This window comes from Solimonas sp. SE-A11 (assembly GCF_030345715.1).
In the GTDB taxonomy this organism is placed as follows: Bacteria; Pseudomonadota; Gammaproteobacteria; order Nevskiales; family Nevskiaceae; genus Solimonas_A.
Map to the genome: position 1 here is coordinate 227085 of NZ_JAUASX010000001.1, position 19622 is coordinate 246706.

The window sequence follows — 19622 nt, forward strand, 5'->3', positions numbered from 1 at the left end:
AATGACGCACATAAGAAAACCAGCACAACAGGAGATGCCATGCTGGGCAAAATGAAAGCCGGCGCCGTGAGCCTGGCGCTCAAGGCCTTCATCGGCGACCGCTTCGGCGAATACGGCGAGATCGAAGAGCTCAAGGTGGATCTCGATGCGGCACGGCTAACGCTGCGTGCCCTGCTGCGCGGCGAGCGACAGTCGGTAACGGTGTCGGTGGAGCACTACGAGCTGCAGCAGGAGGGCGCGGACGTCTATATCGTGCTGCGCGGATTCTCCAGCTCGCGTGAGTGGCTCACGCTGCTGCTGACCAAGCTGTTCCGCGACAAGCGCTACAAGATCCCGGCGGCGGCGGCCAAGCTGTTGAAGTAGCCCAACGCGGTTCGTCGGGCACCCTGCGTCCGGATCCCGAGAGCGGATGAACGGCCCGAAACGCGCCGCGCCACTGGAGTGATCCAGGGAAACCACCAATTGTTGGCGAGTCTCCCATTCGCCACACTGGGGCATGTCCCTGCTGGAATATCTGCCCGACCTCACGCCGCAACTGCTGGCCCTCTGCGCCTTCGCCCTGCTCGCCGGCTTCATCGACTCGGTGGTGGGCGGTGGCGGCCTGATCCAGGTGCCGGCGCTGTTCGTGCTGATGCCCGGGTTGCCGCCCGCCACGCTGCTCGGCACCAACAAGCTCTGCAGCATCTGGGGCACCTCCGCCGCCGCCTGGCAGTACCTGCGCCGCGTGCCGGTGCAATGGCGCGCCACGCTGCCGGCCTGCGCTCTGGCCTTCGCCTGCTCGCTGCTCGGTGCCCGCGCCGTCACCATGACCCCGCCGGAGCAGTTGCGCCCGGTGGTGTTGGCCCTGCTGCTGGCGGTGCTGGCCTACACCCTGTGGAAGAAGGACCTGGGTGCCCTGCATGCGCCGCGGCTGGCGGGCCGGCGCGAGCTGGCCGCCGCATGCGCCCTGGGCGGCATCATCGGCTTCTACGACGGATTCTTCGGCCCTGGCACCGGCAGCTTCCTGATCTTCGCCTTCGTCGGGCTGTTCGGCTTCAGTTTCCTGGCCGCCTCGGCCTCGGCCAAGCTGGTCAACGTGGTGACCAATGGTGCCGCCGTGCTGTGGTTCGGCAGCACCGGACACATCCTCTATGACGTGGCCCTCACCATGGCTGTGTTCAACGTGGCCGGTTCCGTGATCGGCGCCCGCATGGCGATCCGCCACGGCACCGGATTCGTTAGGACGCTATATATCGGCGTGGTCGGCGCGCTGATCCTCAAGTTCTGCTGGGACCTGCTGCGCGGTTAGGGGGGGCGGGTAGGACAATCTGTCCAAGGGGCATCGCGCGCGCGCGCCGCTATGCTGTCGGCCATGGTGTCATCCGCTCATCATGAGCCTGCGTTAAACCTGCCGCCAGCCCGTTCCGTTGCCAGTGAACGTCGCTTGCAAGGTTGCCCGGGGGTTCCCGCAGCCGTTATACTCTCTGCGATTGATGCGGTGCATCATTTAATCTTAAGTCGGCCGACCATGAAAGTCGCCACAAGAATTGCACTGTTCCAATTACTGATCGCGGTCGCCGGGGCTGTCCTGTGGGGTTATTTCCAGGGCTGGATGGCGGCGGCGGCAGGCTTCTGCGGCGGGTTGATCTGCGCCGTACTGACGTACTACACGGCAGTCAAGGCTTTGGGGGTGGAGACATCCGACCCCAGGGCCATGGTCACCAATTTATACCGCGCCGAGTCGCGCAAGTGGGTGCTGGCGATCGTCCTGTTCGGATTCGCCATCATCGTGTTCAAGGGCAGCCTGGCGCCCCTGGCCTCCACTTTCGCGGTCGGGCACATCGTCTACTGGTTTGCGTTGCTCTGGAAATAGCGAATGGCAGCTTCTCCTGCGGAATACGTCACGCACCATCTGAAGCATCTGTCTTCGGGTCACGACGACGCGTTCATCACGATGTCCAACTGGCACATCGATACGCTCATCGTCTCCACGCTGCTGGGCCTCGCCTTCCTGACGCTGTTTCGCATCGTGGCCGTGCGTGCCACCCAGGGCGTGCCGGGCAAGCTGCAGAACTTCGTCGAGATCCTCGTCGAGTTCGTCGATAACTCCGTCAAGGACAGTTTCCACGGCAACCGCTCGTTCATCGCCCCGCTGGCGCTGACGATCTTCTGCTGGGTGTTCCTCTGGAACTGCATGGACCTCATCCCGGTCGACCTGTTCCCGCTGCTCTGGGCCCAGGTCTACGGCGCCATGGGCCATGACCCGGCCCACGCCTATATCCGTGTCGTGCCCTCGGCCGACATGAGCGCCACCTTCGCACTGTCGATCTCGGTCTTCATCCTGATCTTCGTGTACAGCTTCAAGGGCAAGGGGGTGAAGGGTTTCACACTCGAGTTCCTGACCCATCCGTTCGGCGCCAAGCTGCTGCCCGCCAACGTCATCCTGAATACCGTCGAATACCTCGCCAAGCCGATGTCGCTGGCGCTGCGACTGTTCGGCAACCTCTATGCCGGCGAGCTGATCTTCATCCTGATCGCACTGCTGCCCTGGTGGGCGCAGGTGATCCCGGGCCTCGGCTGGGCCATCTTCCACATCCTCGTCGTCACGCTGCAGGCGTTCATCTTCATGACGCTGACCATCGTGTACCTGAGCATGGCTTACGAGAGTCACTGATTCGGTTTTAGCGGCACGGCAGTAGCTGTAAAAAGTTCTGTAGTCAAAAGTTTTTCAACCAACACATCGCACGGAGTTACATCATGGAGCTCATCGCTCAGATTCAGGCCAGCACCGCCCTGACCATCGGCCTCATCTTCGGCCTCGCTGCCCTCGGCACCGCCATCGGCTTCGGTCTGCTCGGCGGCAAGTTCCTGGAAGGCGCTGCCCGTCAGCCGGAAATGGCCAACATGCTGCAGACCAAGATGTTCATCATCGCCGGCCTGCTGGACGCCGTGTCGATCATCGGCGTCGCCATGGGTCTGCTGATGATGTTCGCGAACCCGCTGCTGGCGGCGCTGAAGTAAGCATCGTTCTTCCCACCTTGATCCGGAGCTAGCCATGCAGGCGAGCATTCCCTCCATCGTCGGCCAGATGATCGTGTTCATCGCGTTCGTCCTGTTCACGATGAAGTACGTGTGGCCGCCGATCACGGCGGCGATGGAAGCCCGTCGCCAGCGCATCGCCGACGGCCTCGCGGCCGCCGAGCGCGGCGCCAAGGCGCTGCAGGACGCTTCTTCCAAGAGCGACCAGGCGCTGGCCGAGGCCCGCACCCAGGCCCAGGACATCCTGAGCGCCGCCAACAAGCAGGCTACGCAGATCGTGGAGCAGGCCAAGGGCACCGCGCAGACCGAGGCCGACCGCATCGTGGCCAAGGCCCAGGACGACGTCAGCCGTGAAGTGGCCCGTGCCCGCGAAGAGCTGCGCAAGCAGGTCGGCGAGCTGGCCGTCATCGGTGCCTCGAAGATCCTGAAGCGCGAGATCGACGCCAAGGCTCATGCCGACGTGCTGAGCGACCTGGCGGCTCGCGTCTAAGGAACTCCCATGGCGGACATCACTACCCTGGCCCGTCCCTACGCCAAAGCGGTCTTCGAGCTGGCCCGCGACAGCGGCAAGTTCGCCGACTGGAGCGGCGTGCTCAAGACGATCGCCGACGCCGTTACCGCGCCGCAGGTGGCGCCGCTGCTGAGCCACCCGGCGCTGACCCGCGCCGACCTCGCCGCCGCGCTCACCCAGACCCTGGCCTCCAAGCTGGGCGCCGAGGGTACCGCACTGCTCAAGCTGCTCGTCGAGAACGGCCGCCTGGTGGCTGCCGCCTCGATCGCGCAGCAGTACGAGCAGCTGCGCGCCGAGGCCGAAGCCCGCGCTGACGTTGAGATCACCACCGCCGTGCCGGTGGTCGATTCGCAGCAGCAGCAGCTGGCCGGTGCGGTCAAGAAGCGTCTGGGTCGTGAGGTCGTGATTGCCTGGGGCGTTGACGAGAGCCTGATTGCCGGTGCCGTGATCCGTGCCGGCGACCTGGTGATCGATGGCTCCGTCAAGAGCGAACTGGAACGGCTGGAAACCGCGCTCGCGCGGTGAGTTGAAAGGTCCGCGAAGTGCGCGCAAGCGAGCTTCGCGTGTTTTGCGGACAACCTAATTGTTAACGAGACGAAGCAATGCAGCTTAATCCTTCGGAAATCAGCGACCTGATCAAGGCGCGCATCAAGAACTTCGACGGTGCCGCCGAAGCGCGCAACACCGGCACGATCGTGTCGCTGCAGGACGGTATCGTCCGCGTGCACGGCCTGTCCGATGCGCTGCAGGGTGAAATGCTCGAGTTCCCGGGCAACACCTTCGGCCTGGCGCTGAACCTCGAGCGCGACTCCGTCGGCGCCGTGGTCCTGGGCGACTACAAGCACCTGGCGGAAGGCGACACGGTGAAGACCACCGGCCGCATCCTCGAAGTGCCGGTCGGCGAGGCCCTGCTGGGTCGCGTCGTCAACGCGCTCGGCCAGCCGATCGACGGCAAGGGCCCGATCAACGCGACCGAGAAGTCGCCGATCGAGAAGGTTGCCCCGGGCGTCATCGCTCGCCAGTCGGTGAGCCAGCCGGTGCAGACCGGCTACAAGGCCGTCGACTCGATGGTTCCCATCGGCCGCGGCCAGCGTGAGCTGATCATCGGCGACCGCCAGACCGGCAAGACCGCGATGGCCATCGACGCCATCATCAACCAGAAGGGCACCGGCATTAAGTGCGTGTACGTCGCGATCGGCCAGAAGGCCTCCTCGATCGCCAACGTCGTGCGCAAGCTGGAAGAGAACGGCGCCATGGGTCACACCATCGTCGTCGCCGCTTCGGCCTCCGAGTCCCCCGCGCTGCAGTTCATCGCGCCGTACTCCGGCTGCTCGATGGGCGAGTACTTCCGCGACAAGGGCGAAGATGCGCTGATCATCTATGACGACCTGTCCAAGCAGGCCGTGGCCTATCGCCAGGTGTCGCTGCTGCTGAAGCGTCCCCCGGGCCGTGAAGCCTACCCCGGCGACGTGTTCTATCTACACAGCCGTCTCCTCGAGCGCGCCGCCCGCGTCAATGCCGACTACGTCGAGAAGATGACCAACGGCGCCGTCAAGGGCAAGACCGGCTCGCTCACCGCGCTGCCGATCATCGAAACCCAGGCGGGTGACGTCTCGGCGTTCGTTCCGACCAACGTGATCTCGATCACCGACGGCCAGATCTTCCTCGAAACCGACCTGTTCAACGCCGGCATCCGCCCGGCCATGAATGCCGGTATCTCCGTGTCCCGCGTCGGCGGCGCCGCGCAGACCAAGGTCGTCAAGAAGCTGTCCGGTGGTATCCGTATCGCCCTGGCGCAGTACCGCGAACTCGCGGCCTTCGCCCAGTTCGCCTCGGACCTCGACGAAGCCACCCGCAAGCAGCTGGAGCGCGGCCAGCGCGTCACCGAACTGATGAAGCAGAAGCAGTACCTGCCTCTGTCGGTCGGCAACATGGCCGCCACCCTGTACGCGGTGGAAAAGGGCTACATCGACGCCGTCCCGGTCAGCAAGATCCTGGCCTGGGAAGCCGGCCTGCACCAGTTCCTCGGCAACAGCCAGCAGGAACTGCTGGGCAAGCTGAACACGGGTGACTGGAACGATGCGCTCGAAGCCGGCCTGAAGTCGGCGATGGACGCCTACGTCAAGCAGTCCGCCATCTAAGTACCGACCAGGACAGCGCCGTGCCCGGCTCCAAAGAAATCCGCACCAAGATCAAGAGCGTAAAGAATACGCAGAAGATCACGCGCGCGATGGAAAAGGTCGCCATGTCGAAAATGCGCAAGGCGCAGGATCGCATGGCCCAGGCCCGTCCGTACGCGGAGAAGATCCGCCGTACGCTGGGCCACATCGCGCAGGCCAATGCCGAGTACGTCCACCCGTTCATGGTGGAGCGTCCGGCCAAGCGCGTCGGTCTGATCATCATCACCTCCGACCGCGGCCTGGCCGGCGGCCTCAACGTCAACACCTTCCGCGTCGCGCTCAAGGCGCTGCGTGAATACAAGGACAAGAACGTTGATGTCGAGCTGGCCCTGATCGGCAACAAGGCGGTCGCGTACTTCAAGCGCCTGGGCGGCAACGTCACGGCCACGCAGACCCACCTCGGCGACCGTCCTCACCTGGACCAGCTGCTGGGCGTGATCAAGGTGATGACTGACGCCTACCGCGAAGGCCGCATCGACCGCCTGCAGCTGGTGTCCAGCACCTTCGTCAACACCATGACCCAGCGTCCGCAGCTGCGCCAGCTGCTGCCGGTGGAGCCGGTGCAGGACGACAAGCTGCTGGCTCACTGGGACTACATCTACGAGCCCACCCCGGCGGGCCTGCTCGACTTCGTGCTGCAGCGCTACATCGAGTCGCAGGTCTACCAGGCCGTGATCGAGAATGCAGCCTGCGAGCAGTCGGCACGTATGGTGGCGATGAAGTCGGCGACGGACAACGCCGGCAAGATCATCACCAACCTGCAGACGGTCTACAACAAGGCTCGTCAGGCTTCGATCACCAAAGAAATTTCAGAAATCGTCGGCGGCGCCGCCGCGGTTTAACGCAACAGTATTCGGTTAAAGGAAACTCAAATGAGCTCCGGCAAGATTGTTCAGGTCATCGGCGCGGTCGTCGACGTGGAATTCCCGCGTGATTCCATCCCCAAGGTCTACGACGCCCTCAAGATCACGGGCACCGACCTGACCCTCGAAGTGCAGCAGCAGCTGGGCGACGGCACCGTCCGCACCATCGCGCTGGGCGCATCCGAAGGCCTGAAGCGCGGCCTCGCCGTGACCAACACCGGCGCGCCGATCTCCGTGCCGGTCGGCCCGGGCACCCTCGGCCGCATCATGAACGTGCTGGGCGAGCCGATCGACGAAGTCGGTGCGGTCGAGACCAAGGAACTCTGGGCGATCCACCGCGCTGCCCCGACGTACGAAGACCAGGCGGGCTCCACCGAGCTGCTGGAAACCGGCATCAAGGTCATCGACCTGCTCTGCCCGTTCGCCAAGGGCGGCAAGGTCGGCCTGTTCGGCGGCGCCGGCGTGGGCAAGACCGTCAACATGATGGAGCTCATCAACAACATCGCCAAGGCGCACTCGGGTCTGTCCGTGTTCGCCGGCGTGGGTGAGCGTACCCGTGAGGGCAACGACTTCTATCACGAAATGATGGAGTCGGGCGTCGTCGACGCCAAGAACCTCGGCAACTCCAAGGTTGCGATGGTGTACGGCCAGATGAACGAGCCGCCGGGCAACCGCCTGCGCGTCGCCCTGACCGGCCTGACCATGGCCGAGTACTTCCGTGACGAAGGCCGTGACGTGCTGTTCTTCGTCGACAACATCTACCGTTACACCCTGGCCGGCACCGAAGTGTCCGCGCTGCTCGGCCGTATGCCGTCGGCGGTGGGCTACCAGCCGACCCTGGCCGAGGAAATGGGCGTCCTACAGGAGCGCATCACCTCCACGAAGAAGGGCTCGATCACCTCGATCCAGGCCGTCTACGTTCCGGCCGACGACCTCACCGACCCGTCCCCGGCGACCACCTTCGCGCATCTCGACTCCACCGTCGTGCTGTCGCGTGACATCGCCTCGCTCGGCATCTACCCCGCCGTGGATCCGCTGGACTCCACCAGCCGCCAGCTCGACCCGAACGTCATTGGCGCCGACCATTACAACACCGCCCGCGATGTGCAGGGCGTGCTGCAGCGCTACAAGGAACTGAAGGACATCATCGCGATCCTGGGCATGGACGAACTGTCGGAAGACGACAAGCGCGCCGTGGCCCGTGCCCGCAAGATCCAGCGCTTCCTGTCGCAGCCGTTCCACGTGGCTGAAATCTTCACCGGTTCGCCGGGCAAGTACGTCTCGCTGAAGGAAACCATCCGCGGCTTCCGCGGCCTGGTCGACGGTGAGTTCGATCACCTGCCGGAGCAGGCCTTCTACATGGTCGGCACCATCGACGAAGCCGTCGAGAAGGCCAAGAAGCTCTAAGGCTTACCTAACGGAATCGTCATGGCATCCATTCACGTAGACATCGTTTCCGCCGAAGGGCAGATCCATTCGGGCGAAGCCCAGATGGTGTTCGCCCCGGCCGAGATGGGCGAGGTCGGCATCGCGCCGCGCCACACGCCGCTCCTGACCAAGCTGGTGCCGGGTGCGGTCCGCGTGAAGGCGATCGACGGCTCGGAGCAGTCCTTCTTCGTCGGCGGTGGCATTCTCGAGGTGCAGCCGCATCTCGTGACGGTGCTGGCCGACAGCGCCCTGCGCGCCAAGGACGCCGACGAGGCGGCCGCCCTGGCGGCCAAGCAGTCCGCTGAAGAGAAGCTCGCCGGCGCCAAGGGCGACATCGACCTGGCCAAGGCTCAAGCCGAACTGATCGAGGCCGCCGCCCGCCTGCAGTTCGTGCAGAAGCTGAAAAACCCTTCGCACCGCTAAGACGGTGCCCGAAGTGCGAAAGAGCCCGCCGTTCGGCGGGCTTTTTCGTTTCGGAGCGCATTTCCGGCGAGGTAGGGGTCTCAACGGCGAGCCCCCGGGCTCATGTAAAATCACGGTTCGTTTCTTGCGGATATCAACGGCATGCAAGATCTGTCGGTCATCGTGCTCGCAGCGGGCAAGGGCACGCGCATGAAGTCGCGCCTGCCCAAGGTATTGCAGCCCCTGGCGGGCCGTCCCTTGTTGGCACACGTCCTGGACGCCGCCTCGGCGCTCGGTGGCAAGGGCATCACGGTGGTCTACGGCCATGGCGGCGAGCAGGTCCGGGCCCACTTCCCGGCCGAGGGCCTAGGCTGGGTCGAGCAGGCGGAGCAGAAGGGCACCGGGCACGCCGTGCAGGTGGCGCTGCCGCAACTGCCGCCCGATGGGCGCACCCTGATCCTCTACGGCGACGTTCCCCTGATCCGTCCGCAGACACTGCAAGGCCTGATCGGGAAGGTCGTCGATGGCCGCAGTCTGTCCCTGCTGACACTGGAGATGGCCGACCCCACCGGCTATGGTCGCATCCTGCGCGATGCCAAGGGCGCTGTGCAGCGCATCGTCGAGCAGAAGGACGGTACGCCCGCGGAGCTCGCTGTGCGCGAGGTCAACACCGGCATCTTCTGCGTGCCCAATGCCTTGCTGCATGCCTGGCTGCCGAAGCTGCGCAACGACAACAAGCAGGGCGAGTATTACCTCACCGACATCATCGGCCTGGCCGCCGCGGAAGGCGTGGCGATCCACACCGTGCCGGCGCCGCAGGCCTGGGAGGTCGAGGGAGTCAACGACAAGCTGCAGCTCGCCGCCCTGGAGCGGCAGCACCAGCGCAACCAGGCCGAGGCGCTGATGCGCGCTGGCGTGACCCTGCTGGACCCAGCGCGCTTCGACCTGCGCGGTACGCTGGAGCATGGGCAGGACGTGGAGATCGACGTCAACGTCGTGATCGAGGGGCGCGTGCGCTTCGGCGATGGTGTCCGTATCGGGCCCAACGTACTGCTGCGCAATGCCGTGCTCGGCGACGGCGTCGTGGTGAAGGCCAACACCGTGATCGAGGACAGCGAAGTCGGTGCTGGCTCCGACCTGGGTCCGTTTGCGCGCTTGCGGCCCGATTCGGTGCTGGGCGAAAACGTCCACGTCGGCAACTTCGTGGAGCTGAAGAAGGCGCGCCTGGCCAAGGGCGCCAAGGTCGGGCACCTAGCCTACCTCGGCGATGCCGTGATCGGCGAGCGCGTGAATGTTTCGGCCGGCGTCATCACCTGCAACTACGACGGTGCCAACAAGCATGTCACCACCATCCAGGACGACGCCTTCATCGGTAGCGATACGCAGCTGGTGGCACCGGTGACGATCGAGCGTGGCGCCTATGTCGCGGCCGGCTCCACCATCACCAAGACCGCACCGGCGGGCGCGCTGACCATCTGCCGCGCGCGCGACCAGAAGAGCATCCCGGGCTGGAAGCGCCCGGTGAAGAAGAAGTAGGCGCGAGCCGCGGGCCGGACGCCCGGGCAAGCTCAACCACGGCATTCGACAGAGTTTTCAAGGATTCTCCATGTGCGGCATCGTCGGCGCGGTAGCGCAGCGTAACGTCACCCCCATCCTGATCGAGGGCCTGCGCCGCCTCGAGTATCGCGGCTATGACTCCGCCGGCGTCGCCGTACTGGGTGGCCAGGGTCAGCTGCAGCTGACCCGAGCGGTCGGCAAGGTGTCGCAGCTCGATGCCACGCTGGCTGACAAGCCCAACACCGGGGCCACCGGCATTGCCCACACCCGCTGGGCCACGCACGGCGTGCCGGCCGAGCGCAACTCGCACCCGCATGTTTCCGCTGATGTCGCGGTGGTGCACAACGGCATCATCGAGAATCACGAGGAGTTGCGTGTCGAGTTGAAAGGCAAGGGTTATGCCTTCAATTCCGAGACCGACACCGAGGTGGTTGCCCACCTGGTGCATGAGCAGATGAAGGCCGGCGGCAACCTGCGTGCGGCGATGGCTTCCGTGCTGCCGCGACTGCATGGTGCCTATGCGCTGGCCGTGATTTGCGGCCGTGATCCGGGCCGCATGGTGCTGGCGCGCAAGGGCAGCCCGCTGGTGATCGGCATCGGCATCGGCGAGCACTTCGCCGCGTCCGATGCACTGGCGCTGCTGCCGGTGACCAACCGTTTCGTCTATCTGGAAGAAGGTGACCTCGCCGAGATCCGCACCGACGGCTACGAGATCGTCGATGCCGGCGGCCAGGTTGCCAGCCGCCGCACGCATGTGTCGAGCCTAAGCTCCGACGCCGTGGACAAGGGCAGCTACCGGCACTTCATGCAGAAGGAAATCTTCGAGCAGCCGACGGCGCTGGCCAACACCCTGGAGGGCCGCCTGTCCGGCGAGCGCGTGCTGGAAGCCTGTCTCGGCCCCAAGGCCGGCGAGCTGCTGGCGCGCGTCAAGCGCGTGCGCCTGGTGGCCTGCGGCACGTCCTCCCACGCCGGCATGGTGGCGCGCTACTGGTTCGAGCAGATCGCCAAGATTCCCTGCCAGGTCGAGTTGGCCAGCGAGTTCCGCTACCGCGACCCGGTGATCGAGCCGGATACCCTGTTCATCACCATCTCGCAGTCCGGCGAGACCGCCGACACCCTCGAGGCGCTGCGCCACGCCAAGGCCAAGGATATCGCCGCCAGCCTGGTGATCTGCAACGCTCCCGAGTCCTCGCTGGTGCGTGAATCCGACATCGCGCTGATGACGCATGCCGGCCCCGAGCGCAGCGTCGCCAGTACCAAGGCGTTCACGACGCAGCTGATGGCGCTGGCGCTGGTGATGCTGCTGATTGCGCGCCGCAACGGCCTGTCCGCCGATGACGAGCGCCGCTACGTCAAGGCACTGGAATCGGCGGCCGGCGTGGTCGAGGCGGTGTTGAAGCAGGACGCCAAGCTTCAGAAGCTGGCCGAGCGCCTGATCCAGAAACACCACGCGCTGTTCCTGGGCCGCGGCCCGATGTCGCCGGTGGCGATGGAGGGTGCGCTCAAGCTCAAGGAAATTTCCTATATCCACGCCGAGGCGTACGCCGCCGGCGAACTCAAGCATGGCCCGCTGGCGTTGGTGGACGAGCACATGCCGGTGATCGCCGTGGCGCCCAACGACGAACTGCTGGAGAAGGTGAAGTCCAATCTCCAGGAGGTTGCCGCGCGCGGCGGCGAGCTGATCGTCTTCGCCGACCGCGAGTCCGGTTTCCGGGATGCGCCGGGTGTTACCGTGATCGGCATGCCGCATGCCGACGAGCTGATCGACCCGATCGTCTACACCATCCCGCTGCAGCTGCTGGCCTATCACGTCGCCGTGCTCAAGGGCACCGACGTGGACCAGCCGCGCAACCTGGCCAAGTCGGTCACCGTCGAGTAGCGCGAGCCGATCGTGACGCCGATCCTGCTGCTGCTGGTCTGCCTGACGCTGGGGGTGCTGGTGGCGCGCTTCGCGCACCCCCCCATGGGTCTGGCGCAAGGTCTCAACTGGTGGGTCATCAACATCGCGCTGCCGGCGCTGGTGCTGGAGCTGATCCCGCGCCTGCACTTCGATCCGCAGCTGTGGTTCCTGGTCGTCACGCAGTGGCTGGTGTTCGTCGGCGCCGCGCTGTTCTTCCACCTGCTGGGCGGGCGCCTGGGCTGGAGCCGCGCCCGTATCGGCTGCATGATCCTGATGACCGGCCTGGGCAACACGTCCTTCGTCGGGTTTCCCTTGCTGGAGGCCCTGCGCGGGCGCGAGGGCCTGGCCCTGGGTGTGGTGGCCGACCAGCTGGGTTGCTTCGTGGCGCTGGCCGTCGGCGGCGTGCTGGTCTCCGCGATCTACTCGGGCAAGCAGCCCAAGGCGCGCGAGATCGTCCGTCGCGTGGCCTTGTTCCCGCCCTTCCTGGCGCTGGCGGCCGGCGTGGTCTTGGGCCTGCTGGGTGGCTGGCCGGTTCCGGCCGAAGAAGTGCTGCACCGTATCGGCCAGACCCTGGTGCCGCTGGCGCTGTTCTCGGTGGGCCTGCGTCTGAAGCTGCAGTTCGGCGGCGGCCAGGCCGCACCGCTGGCGATGGCCCTGGGCTGGAAGCTGGCGGTGATCCCAATGCTCATGCTGGGGCTGGGCCTGGCCACCGGCGTGAGCGGCCTGGTGCTGACCATCGGTGTGCTGCAGGCGGCGATGGCGCCAATGATCTCGGCGGCGATCCTCTGCGACCAGCACCACTTGGAGCCGCCGCTGGCGAACACGATCCTGGGCAGCGGCATTTTGCTGTCGCTGGTGACGGTGCCACTGTGGAGTTACATGCTGGGATAAACCGCAGCCTGGTTCAGGTAGCGGAGTAGGAGCGGCCGGTGGCCGCGAACACAGGGCATCATGATCATCGGTGCTCGCGGCTAACAGCCGCTCCTACGAAAGCGGCTACACCACCTCGGCGTTCAGGTCGTACTCACTGGCCTGGATTACGCGCGCCGTGACGATCTGCCCCGCGCGCAGCGGCTGGTCGGTGGAGAGGTAGACCTTGCCGTCGATCTCCGGTGCGTCGGCCTTGCTGCGGCCCACCATGACGCCGCTTTCCTCGTCGAGGCCATCCACCAGTACCTCGATCTCCTCGCCGATCTTCTCGCGCAGCTTGCGCTTGCTGATCTTCTGCTGCAGCTCCATGAAGCGCGCGTGGCGCTCATGCTTGACCTCGTCCGGCACGGCGCCTGGCAGCGCGTTGGCGGTGGCACCTTCCACCGGCGAGTACTCGAAGCAACCCACGCGATCCAGCTCCGCTTCCTTGAGCCAGGACAGCAGTTCCTCGAAATCCTTGTCCGTCTCGCCGGGGAAGCCGACGATGAAGGTGCTGCGCACGGTCAGGTCGGGGCAGATCTTGCGCCAGGCGGCCAGGCGCTCCAGCGTGTCCTCGGCGGCGGCCGGGCGCTTCATCGCCTTGAGCACGCTGCGCGAGGCATGCTGGAAGGGGATGTCGAGGTAGGGGAGGATCTTGCCCTTCGCCATCAGCGGGATGATCTCGTCGACGTGCGGGTAGGGATAGACGTAGTGCAGGCGCGTCCACAGGCCGAGTTCGCCCAGGCCGTTGCAGAGGTCCAGCAGCGAGGTCTTGTAGTCCTTGCCGCGCCAGCTGCCGCCGGCGTACTTGCGGTCCACGCCATAGGCGCTGGTGTCCTGCGAGATCACCAGCAGTTCCTTGACGCCGGCCTTGGCCAGCTTCTCGGCCTCCACCAGCACTTCGTTGACCGGCCGGGAGTCCAGGCGGCCGCGCATGGAGGGGATGATGCAGAAGCTGCACTTGTGGTTGCAGCCTTCGGAAATCTTGAGATAAGCGTAGTGCCGCGGCGTCAGCTTGATGCCCTGCGGCGGCAGCAGGTCGAAGAAGGGATCGTGCGCCGGCGGCACCGCGGCGTGCACGGCCTTCATGACGCTGCCGTAATCCTGCGGGCCGCTGATCGACAGCAGGTCCGGGAAGCGCTCCTTCACCATCTGGCCCTTGGGCCCGGTGCCCATGCAGCCGGTGACGATCACCTTGCCGTTTTCCGACATGGCCTCGCCGATGGCTTCCAGGGATTCTTCCACGGCCGAGTCGATGAAGCCGCAGGTGTTGACCACCACCACGTCGGCGGCGTCGTAGCTGGGGACGGTTTCGTAGCCTTCGGCCCGCAGCTGGGTCAGGATGCGCTCGGAATCGACCAGGGCCTTGGGGCAGCCCAGCGAAACGAAACCGACCTTGGGACTCTTTGCCTTCGCGCTGGAAAGCTTACGCGGGGTGGACATGCGGGCTGAAACTCCAATAAGCCCAATAGTTTAAGGTATCCCAAGCGGTGCTGGGGCACCGCGTGTCGGCGCGCCGGTCCAATAGGCTGCTAGGGACGGGCTGGCCATAGATTCAAACAATCGACATGATGCCGATAAACAATTTCCTTTATCGAGCCCAGGCCCCTAGGATGCTCGTCACCCAATAGCAGCTACGCCTCACCCACTCCCAACAGAGGAAACACGAGATGTCCCTGATCAACACGAAAGTGCAGCCCTTCAAGACCCAGGCTTTCCACAACGGCAAGTTCGTGGAAGTTTCCGATGCCAGCCTGCAGGGCAAGTGGTCGGTCCTGATCTTCATGCCGGCTGCGTTCACCTTCAACTGCCCGACCGAGGTCGAGGACGCGGCCAAGAACTACGCCGAGTTCCAGAAGGCCAACGCCGAGGTCTACATCGTCACCACCGACACGCATTTCTCGCACAAGGTGTGGCACGAAACCTCCCCGGCCGTGGGCCAGGCCAAGTTCCCGCTGGTTGGCGACCCCACCCACACCCTGACCCGCGCCTTCGGCGTGCACATCGACGAGGAAGGCCTGGCCCTGCGCGGCACCTTCATCATCAACCCGGAAGGCGTCATCAAGACCCTCGAGATCCACGACAACGCCATCGCGCGTGACGTGACCGAGACGCTGCGCAAGCTCAAGGCGGCCCAGTACGTCGCCAGCAACCCGGGCCAGGTCTGCCCGGCCAAGTGGAAGGAAGGCGAGAAGACCCTGAAGCCGTCGCTGGATCTGGTCGGCAAGATCTGACCTGCCGTCGCGGGCCGGCCGCAAGGCTGGCCCGCGACACCCCCAGAATTCGAATCATCCCGGCGCATGGGCGCCGGGCGGGGACACTGCGTCCCAGAACAGGAGCAAGTCATGCTGGATACCGATCTGAAGGAACAGTTGCAGACCTATCTCGAACGGGTCACGCGTCCCATCGAGATCAAGGCCAGCCTCGACGACAGCGAGGCGGCGCAGGAAATGCGTGGCCTGCTGCAGGACCTCGCCACGCTGTCGTCGCAAATCCGCGTCGATGAGAACGGCGATGACGCCCGCAGGCCGTCGTTCACGCTGGGCACGCCGGGGCAGGACATCTCGATCCGCTTCGCCGGCATTCCGCTGGGCCATGAGTTCACCTCGCTGGTGCTCGCCCTGCTGCAGGTGGGCGGCCATCCGTCCAAGCTGGCGCAGGACGTGATCGAGCAGGTCCGTGGCCTGGATGGCGACTACCTGTTCGAAACCTATTTCTCGCTTTCCTGCCAGAACTGCCCGGACGTGGTGCAGGCGCTGAACCTGATGGCGGTGCTCAATCCGCGCATCAAGCACATCGCCATCGACGGCGCCCTGTTCCAGAACGAGGTCGAGTCGCGCCAGGTCATGTCGGTGCCCAAGATCTTTCTCAATGGCGAGGTCTTCAGCTCCGGCCGCATGGGCGTGGAAGAGATCCTGGCCAAGATCGACACCGGTGCCGCCGCGCGCGATGCGGAGAAGATCAAGGCCAAGGCGCCCTATGACGTGCTGGTGGTCGGCGGCGGTCCCGCCGGCGCCGCCGCGGCGATCTACGCCGCGCGCAAAGGCATCCGCACCGGCGTCGCCGCCGAGCGCTTCGGTGGCCAGGTGCTGGATACCATGGGCATCGAGAACTTCATCTCGGTGAAGGAAACGGAAGGTCCGCGACTCGCCGCCGCGCTGGAAGAGCATGTGAAGGCCTACGAGGTCGATATCATGAACCTGCAGCGCGCCGAGAAGCTGGTGCCCGCCGGTGCCGATGGCCTGGTCGAAGTGCAACTGGCCAATGGTGCCGCGCTCAAGGCGAAGACCGTGATCCTCTCCACCGGCGCGCGCTGGAGGCAGATGAACGTGCCCGGCGAGAACGAGTACCGCAACAAGGGCGTGGCCTACTGCCCGCACTGCGATGGCCCCCTGTTCAAGGGCAAGCGCGTCGCCGTGATCGGCGGCGGCAACTCCGGCGTGGAAGCGGCCATCGACCTCGCCGGCATCGTCAGCCACGTCACGCTGATCGAGTTCGACAGCAAGCTGCGCGCCGACGAAGTGCTGCAGCGCAAGCTGCGCAGCCTGCCCAACGTCAAGGTGATCGTCTCGGCACAGACCACCGAAGTCACCGGTGACGGCGCCAAGGTCAACGGCCTGGTCTACAAGGACCGCGCCAGCGGCGAGACGCAGACCGTGGAGCTCGAAGGCATCTTCGTGCAGATCGGCCTGCTGCCGAACAGCGAATGGCTCAAGGGCACGCTGGCCCTGTCGCCGCGTGGCGAGATCGAAGTGGACGCGCATGGCCGCACCTCGCTGCCCGGCGTCTTCGCGGCAGGCGACGTCACCACCGTGCCGTACAAGCAGATCGTGATCGCGATGGGCGAGGGCTCCAAGGCCGCGCTCAGCGCCTTCGACCACCTGATCCGCACGTCCGCCCCGGCGGAGCAGCAGCAGGCAGCCTGAGTGCGCGCAAGCGGCAAGTAGAAGCCGGGATGCGAGAGCATCCCGGCTTTTTTAGTTCTCGCCGTCCTGCAGTTCGGCCGGCGGCAGGATCTGCTCGGTCTCGCTGCCCGGCAACGCCTGCACTTCGCGCAAGCGACGCGTGATGGCACGGCTGCGCACACCAGTCTGCTCGATCTGCGTGCTGGCCTCGTCGAGCTTCTTCTTCACCTTGTCCAGCACATCGCCGAACTTCCCGAACTCGGTCTTCACCGCACCCAGCACCTGCCAGACCTCGCTGGAGCGCTTCTCGATGGCCAGCGTGCGGAAGCCCATCTGCAGGCTGTTGAGCAGGGCCAGCAACGTCGTCGGGCCGGCCAGCGTCACACGATGCTCGCGCTGCATCGTCTCGAACAGGCCCGGCCGGCGCAGTGCCTCGGCGTAGAGTCCCTCGGTGGGCAGGAACAGGATGGCGAAGTCGGTGGTATGGGGCGGCTCCACGTACTTGGCGCTGATGGTCTTGGCTTCGTCGCGCAGGCGGCGTTCCAGCGCCAGCGCCGCGAGCTCGGCGGCGGCGGGGTCGGCGCGCTCCTGGGCTTCCAGCAGGCGTTCGTAGTCCTCGCGCGGGAACTTGGCATCCACCGGCAGCCACACCGGCTGATCATGTGCGCCGCGCCCCGGCAGGCGGATGGCGAACTCCACGCGCTCGCTGCTGCCCGGACGGGTGGCGATGTTGGCGGCGTACTGCTCCACCGTCAGCACCTCGTCCAGCAGCGCCGCCAGTTGGGTCTCGCCGAAGATGCCGCGCGTCTTGACGTTGCTCAGCACGCGCTTGAGGTCGCCCACGCCCGTGGCCAGCGTCTGCATCTCGCCCAGGCCCTTGTGCACCTGCTCCAGCCGGTCGCTGACCAGTTTGAAGGATTCGCCCAGGCGCTTCTCCAGGGTCTCGTGCAGCTTCTCGTCCACCGTGCGCCGCATCTGCTCCAGTTTCTCGGCGTTCTCGGTGCGCAACGTCTGCAGCGCCGTTTCCAGCACGCCGCGCAGCGTCTCCGCTTGGCGCGTCTGGGTCTCCACCAGCTGGGCCAGCGCCGCGCGCTGGGTTTCGCCAAAGCGCTGCAGGCCCTGGGCCTGCTCTTCGCGCGTGCTGCGGGCCTGGGCGACGAAATGCTGCTGCGCCTCGGCCAGGCGCTGGTTCTGCAGGCGCAACTCGGCAGCGAAGCCTTCCAGGCGCTCCGCCACCACCGTGCGCAGGCTGTCCTGCTGGCTGTGCAACTGCTGGCCGAAGCCCCCCAACAGGCCGGCCATCTCGCCACGCTGCGCGCGTGCCAGCTCCGCCGCCTCGCGACGGATGCCGGCGGCTTCCTCGCGGGCAGACCGTTCGCCGCGTTCGAACAGTGGCTCCAGCACGCCACGGTCCTGGTCCGGACGTCGGCGGGTCAGCAGGACGGCGAGGAAGGCGCCTACCAGGGCGCCGACCAGACTCAACAGGGGGATCAGCCAGGAATTCATCCGGGAATTCTAGCGATTGCCGAGAGAGGGCGGGCCGGCACATGGCATCATATGCAGGCTTCAGAGATGCGCCTGTAGCTCAGTTGGATAGAGCAACGGCCTTCTAAGCCGTGGGTCGGGGGTTCGATTCCCTCCAGGCGCGCCATTTCTGCTAGCTCCTCGCAGCGCGAGGATGCCTCACTGAGGCCTCGGCTCTCCCCTCGAATATTCTGAATCAATGGCTTAGGGCGCCGACTGGGCATCTCCGGACGCGGGGGTAGATTTCCGCCGAGCCGTGCTCCCGGGCCTACACCGCATCCCGCCCGATCGGGTGGGGTGGCCGCGCCGTGAGTTGCCGACACTCGGGACACAAGAACCTTGAGGTGACCCCCATGACCGTCACGCGCCGCTGGTACTTCAATCGCAAGCCGTCCCGCGACCTCGAAGCCGACACCTTGTAGCTGCGCGAGGATCGCCTGCCGGAGCCGAAGGAAGGCGAGATGCTGCTGCGCTCGATCTACCTGTCGATGGACGCGACCAACCGCCTGCGGCTGGGTGACTGGGACCTGTACATGGACCCGATCCGCGAGGGCAAGGCGATGAAGGGCTTTACCCTGGCGGAGGTGGTGTCGCGCCATCCCGGCTTCCCCCAGGGCAGTTTGGTGGCGGGTCTGGTGCCCTGGTCGGAGTTCGCCATCAGTGATGGCAGTGGCCTGTCGATCGTGCCGCGCATTCCGGGGCTGAAGCTCGCGGACGCCTTCGGCGTTCTGGTGATCGCCGGCCCCACGGCGCTGGTCGGCCTGATGGAGGTCGGCCGGCCCAAGCCGGGTGATACGGTGGTGGTGACGGCGGCGGCCGGTGCGGTCGGCATGCTGGTGGGCCAGAGCGCGCGGATTCACGGCTGCAAGACCATCGGCATCGCGGGCGGCGCCGAAAAGTGCGGCTGGCTGACCAGCGAGTTTGGCTACGACCACGCCATCGACTACAAGCGCGAGAACGTGGTGGAGCGCCTGCGCGAGTTGGCCCCGCCGGGCGTGGACGTGCATTTCGAGAACGTCGGCGGCGAGATGCTCGACGCGGGCCTTACCGTGATGAAGGATTTCGGCTCGGTGATGATCTGCGGACTGATCTCTACCTATAACAGCGCCGCAGGCGACCGGATTCCGGGCCCCTACATGTTCCGCAACCTGATCATGCGCCGCCTGCGCGTGCAGGGCTTCGTGATCCTGGATTACGCCGACCGCTACCCGGAATACCAGCAGCAGTTCGCCCAGTGGATGCTGCAGGGGCGGCTCAAATTCCGCCTGGACGTGACTTCGGGTATCGACAAGGCGCTGGACACGCTGAAAATGCTCTACACCGGCGCCAACAAGGGCAAGGTGCTGGTGCAGAGCGGCGCGGACCCCAGCTGATCCCGTGGCTGACGGCGCCCGGATGAGTCTCGGGCACCGTCGCCAGCCGGTC

General features: G+C 65.7%; 19 protein-coding genes and 1 tRNA gene. 18 read left to right on the forward strand and 2 right to left on the reverse strand.

Features of this window, described 5'->3' with window-relative positions; all coding sequences use genetic code 11:
- Positions 1–39 precede the first annotated feature (39 nt).
- The 14 genes from QT386_RS01155 to QT386_RS23285 all read left to right on the forward strand — a co-directional run bounded on the left by QT386_RS01155 (position 40) and on the right by QT386_RS23285 (position 12750).
- The gene (locus tag QT386_RS01155) at positions 40–363 is read left to right on the forward strand and encodes a hypothetical protein (RefSeq protein WP_289271895.1); all 324 of its coding nucleotides are present in this window, start codon (positions 40–42) and stop codon (positions 361–363) included.
- Between the two features lie 133 nt (positions 364–496).
- Positions 497–1288 carry a TSUP family transporter gene (locus QT386_RS01160; RefSeq protein ID WP_289271896.1) on the forward strand — a complete coding sequence of 264 codons (792 nt, stop codon included), beginning with the start codon at positions 497–499 and terminating at the stop codon, positions 1286–1288.
- A 219-nt stretch (positions 1289–1507) separates the two neighbouring features.
- Positions 1508–1852 (forward strand): ATP synthase subunit I, encoded by a 345-nt coding sequence (locus QT386_RS01165; RefSeq protein ID WP_289271897.1) that lies wholly within the window; start codon positions 1508–1510, stop codon positions 1850–1852.
- A 3-nt stretch (positions 1853–1855) separates the two neighbouring features.
- Positions 1856–2653, forward strand: a complete 798-nt coding sequence (atpB, locus tag QT386_RS01170; RefSeq protein WP_289271898.1) for a F0F1 ATP synthase subunit A — start codon at positions 1856–1858, stop codon at positions 2651–2653.
- A gap of 83 nt (positions 2654–2736) precedes the next feature.
- Positions 2737–3000 (forward strand): F0F1 ATP synthase subunit C, encoded by a 264-nt coding sequence (gene atpE, locus QT386_RS01175; protein WP_104230843.1) that lies wholly within the window; start codon positions 2737–2739, stop codon positions 2998–3000.
- Positions 3001–3034: 34 nt separating this feature from the next.
- Entirely contained in the window at positions 3035–3508 is a 474-nt protein-coding gene (locus QT386_RS01180; protein ID WP_289271899.1) for a F0F1 ATP synthase subunit B, read from the forward strand.
- A gap of 9 nt (positions 3509–3517) precedes the next feature.
- On the forward strand, positions 3518–4054 hold the full coding sequence (locus tag QT386_RS01185; RefSeq protein ID WP_289271900.1) for a F0F1 ATP synthase subunit delta: 537 nt from the start codon (positions 3518–3520) through the stop codon (positions 4052–4054).
- A gap of 77 nt (positions 4055–4131) precedes the next feature.
- The gene (atpA, locus tag QT386_RS01190) at positions 4132–5670 is read left to right on the forward strand and encodes a F0F1 ATP synthase subunit alpha (protein ID WP_289271901.1); all 1539 of its coding nucleotides are present in this window, start codon (positions 4132–4134) and stop codon (positions 5668–5670) included.
- A 20-nt stretch (positions 5671–5690) separates the two neighbouring features.
- A complete protein-coding gene (gene atpG / locus QT386_RS01195) occupies positions 5691–6551 on the forward strand; it encodes a F0F1 ATP synthase subunit gamma (RefSeq protein ID WP_289271902.1) in 861 nt (286 codons plus the stop codon).
- 30 nt (positions 6552–6581) lie between these two features.
- Positions 6582–7979 (forward strand): F0F1 ATP synthase subunit beta, encoded by a 1398-nt coding sequence (atpD, locus tag QT386_RS01200; protein WP_289271903.1) that lies wholly within the window; start codon positions 6582–6584, stop codon positions 7977–7979.
- A gap of 21 nt (positions 7980–8000) precedes the next feature.
- Positions 8001–8423, forward strand: coding sequence for a F0F1 ATP synthase subunit epsilon (locus QT386_RS01205; protein WP_289271904.1), 423 nt, complete (start codon positions 8001–8003; stop codon positions 8421–8423).
- Between the two features lie 141 nt (positions 8424–8564).
- A complete protein-coding gene (gene glmU, locus QT386_RS01210) occupies positions 8565–9938 on the forward strand; it encodes a bifunctional UDP-N-acetylglucosamine diphosphorylase/glucosamine-1-phosphate N-acetyltransferase GlmU (protein ID WP_289271905.1) in 1374 nt (457 codons plus the stop codon).
- 70 nt (positions 9939–10008) lie between these two features.
- Positions 10009–11838, forward strand: coding sequence for a glutamine--fructose-6-phosphate transaminase (isomerizing) (glmS, locus tag QT386_RS01215; protein ID WP_289271906.1), 1830 nt, complete (start codon positions 10009–10011; stop codon positions 11836–11838).
- 12 nt (positions 11839–11850) lie between these two features.
- The gene (locus tag QT386_RS23285; RefSeq protein ID WP_289271907.1) at positions 11851–12750 is read left to right on the forward strand and encodes an AEC family transporter; all 900 of its coding nucleotides are present in this window, start codon (positions 11851–11853) and stop codon (positions 12748–12750) included.
- A gap of 105 nt (positions 12751–12855) precedes the next feature.
- Here QT386_RS23285 and rimO read toward each other — a convergent pair whose 3' ends face one another.
- Positions 12856–14211: a 30S ribosomal protein S12 methylthiotransferase RimO gene (gene rimO / locus QT386_RS01225; RefSeq protein WP_289271908.1), complete on the reverse strand. Its 1356-nt coding sequence runs from the start codon at positions 14209–14211 to the stop codon at positions 12856–12858.
- A 227-nt stretch (positions 14212–14438) separates the two neighbouring features.
- Between rimO and ahpC the strand changes: the two genes are divergently transcribed.
- Both ahpC and ahpF read left to right on the forward strand, forming a co-directional pair.
- Positions 14439–15002, forward strand: a complete 564-nt coding sequence (gene ahpC, locus QT386_RS01230) for an alkyl hydroperoxide reductase subunit C (protein WP_289271909.1) — start codon at positions 14439–14441, stop codon at positions 15000–15002.
- A gap of 111 nt (positions 15003–15113) precedes the next feature.
- Positions 15114–16694, forward strand: a complete 1581-nt coding sequence (ahpF, locus tag QT386_RS01235) for an alkyl hydroperoxide reductase subunit F (RefSeq protein WP_289271910.1) — start codon at positions 15114–15116, stop codon at positions 16692–16694.
- Positions 16695–16745: 51 nt separating this feature from the next.
- Here ahpF and rmuC read toward each other — a convergent pair whose 3' ends face one another.
- The gene (gene rmuC / locus QT386_RS01240) at positions 16746–18179 is read right to left on the reverse strand and encodes a DNA recombination protein RmuC (protein ID WP_289271911.1); all 1434 of its coding nucleotides are present in this window, start codon (positions 18177–18179) and stop codon (positions 16746–16748) included.
- Between the two features lie 68 nt (positions 18180–18247).
- Here rmuC and QT386_RS01245 point away from each other — a divergent pair.
- Together QT386_RS01245 and QT386_RS01250 are read left to right on the forward strand one after the other, a co-directional pair.
- A tRNA-Arg gene (locus QT386_RS01245) sits at positions 18248–18324 on the forward strand.
- A 295-nt stretch (positions 18325–18619) separates the two neighbouring features.
- Positions 18620–19570 carry an NADP-dependent oxidoreductase gene (locus QT386_RS01250; protein WP_289272355.1) on the forward strand — a complete coding sequence of 317 codons (951 nt, stop codon included), beginning with the start codon at positions 18620–18622 and terminating at the stop codon, positions 19568–19570.
- Positions 19571–19622: the final 52 nt, after the last annotated feature.

Excerpts from the sequence above, each read along its gene's own strand:
- QT386_RS01155 (WP_289271895.1), top strand. The coding sequence starts at position 40 with ATGCTGGGCAAAATGAAAGCCGGCGCCGTGAGCCTGGCGCTCAAGGCC.
- QT386_RS01160 (WP_289271896.1), top strand. The coding sequence starts at position 497 with ATGTCCCTGCTGGAATATCTGCCCGACCTCACGCCGCAACTGCTGGCC.
- QT386_RS01165 (WP_289271897.1), top strand. The coding sequence starts at position 1,508 with ATGAAAGTCGCCACAAGAATTGCACTGTTCCAATTACTGATCGCGGTC.
- atpB (WP_289271898.1), top strand. The coding sequence starts at position 1,856 with ATGGCAGCTTCTCCTGCGGAATACGTCACGCACCATCTGAAGCATCTG.
- atpE (WP_104230843.1), top strand. The coding sequence starts at position 2,737 with ATGGAGCTCATCGCTCAGATTCAGGCCAGCACCGCCCTGACCATCGGC.
- QT386_RS01180 (WP_289271899.1), top strand. The coding sequence starts at position 3,035 with ATGCAGGCGAGCATTCCCTCCATCGTCGGCCAGATGATCGTGTTCATC.
- QT386_RS01185 (WP_289271900.1), top strand. The coding sequence starts at position 3,518 with ATGGCGGACATCACTACCCTGGCCCGTCCCTACGCCAAAGCGGTCTTC.
- atpA (WP_289271901.1), top strand. The coding sequence starts at position 4,132 with ATGCAGCTTAATCCTTCGGAAATCAGCGACCTGATCAAGGCGCGCATC.
- atpD (WP_289271903.1), top strand. The coding sequence starts at position 6,582 with ATGAGCTCCGGCAAGATTGTTCAGGTCATCGGCGCGGTCGTCGACGTG.
- QT386_RS01205 (WP_289271904.1), top strand. The coding sequence starts at position 8,001 with ATGGCATCCATTCACGTAGACATCGTTTCCGCCGAAGGGCAGATCCAT.
- glmU (WP_289271905.1), top strand. The coding sequence starts at position 8,565 with ATGCAAGATCTGTCGGTCATCGTGCTCGCAGCGGGCAAGGGCACGCGC.
- glmS (WP_289271906.1), top strand. The coding sequence starts at position 10,009 with ATGTGCGGCATCGTCGGCGCGGTAGCGCAGCGTAACGTCACCCCCATC.
- rimO (WP_289271908.1), bottom strand. The coding sequence starts at position 14,211 with ATGTCCACCCCGCGTAAGCTTTCCAGCGCGAAGGCAAAGAGTCCCAAG.
- ahpC (WP_289271909.1), top strand. The coding sequence starts at position 14,439 with ATGTCCCTGATCAACACGAAAGTGCAGCCCTTCAAGACCCAGGCTTTC.
- ahpF (WP_289271910.1), top strand. The coding sequence starts at position 15,114 with ATGCTGGATACCGATCTGAAGGAACAGTTGCAGACCTATCTCGAACGG.
- rmuC (WP_289271911.1), bottom strand. The coding sequence starts at position 18,179 with ATGAATTCCTGGCTGATCCCCCTGTTGAGTCTGGTCGGCGCCCTGGTA.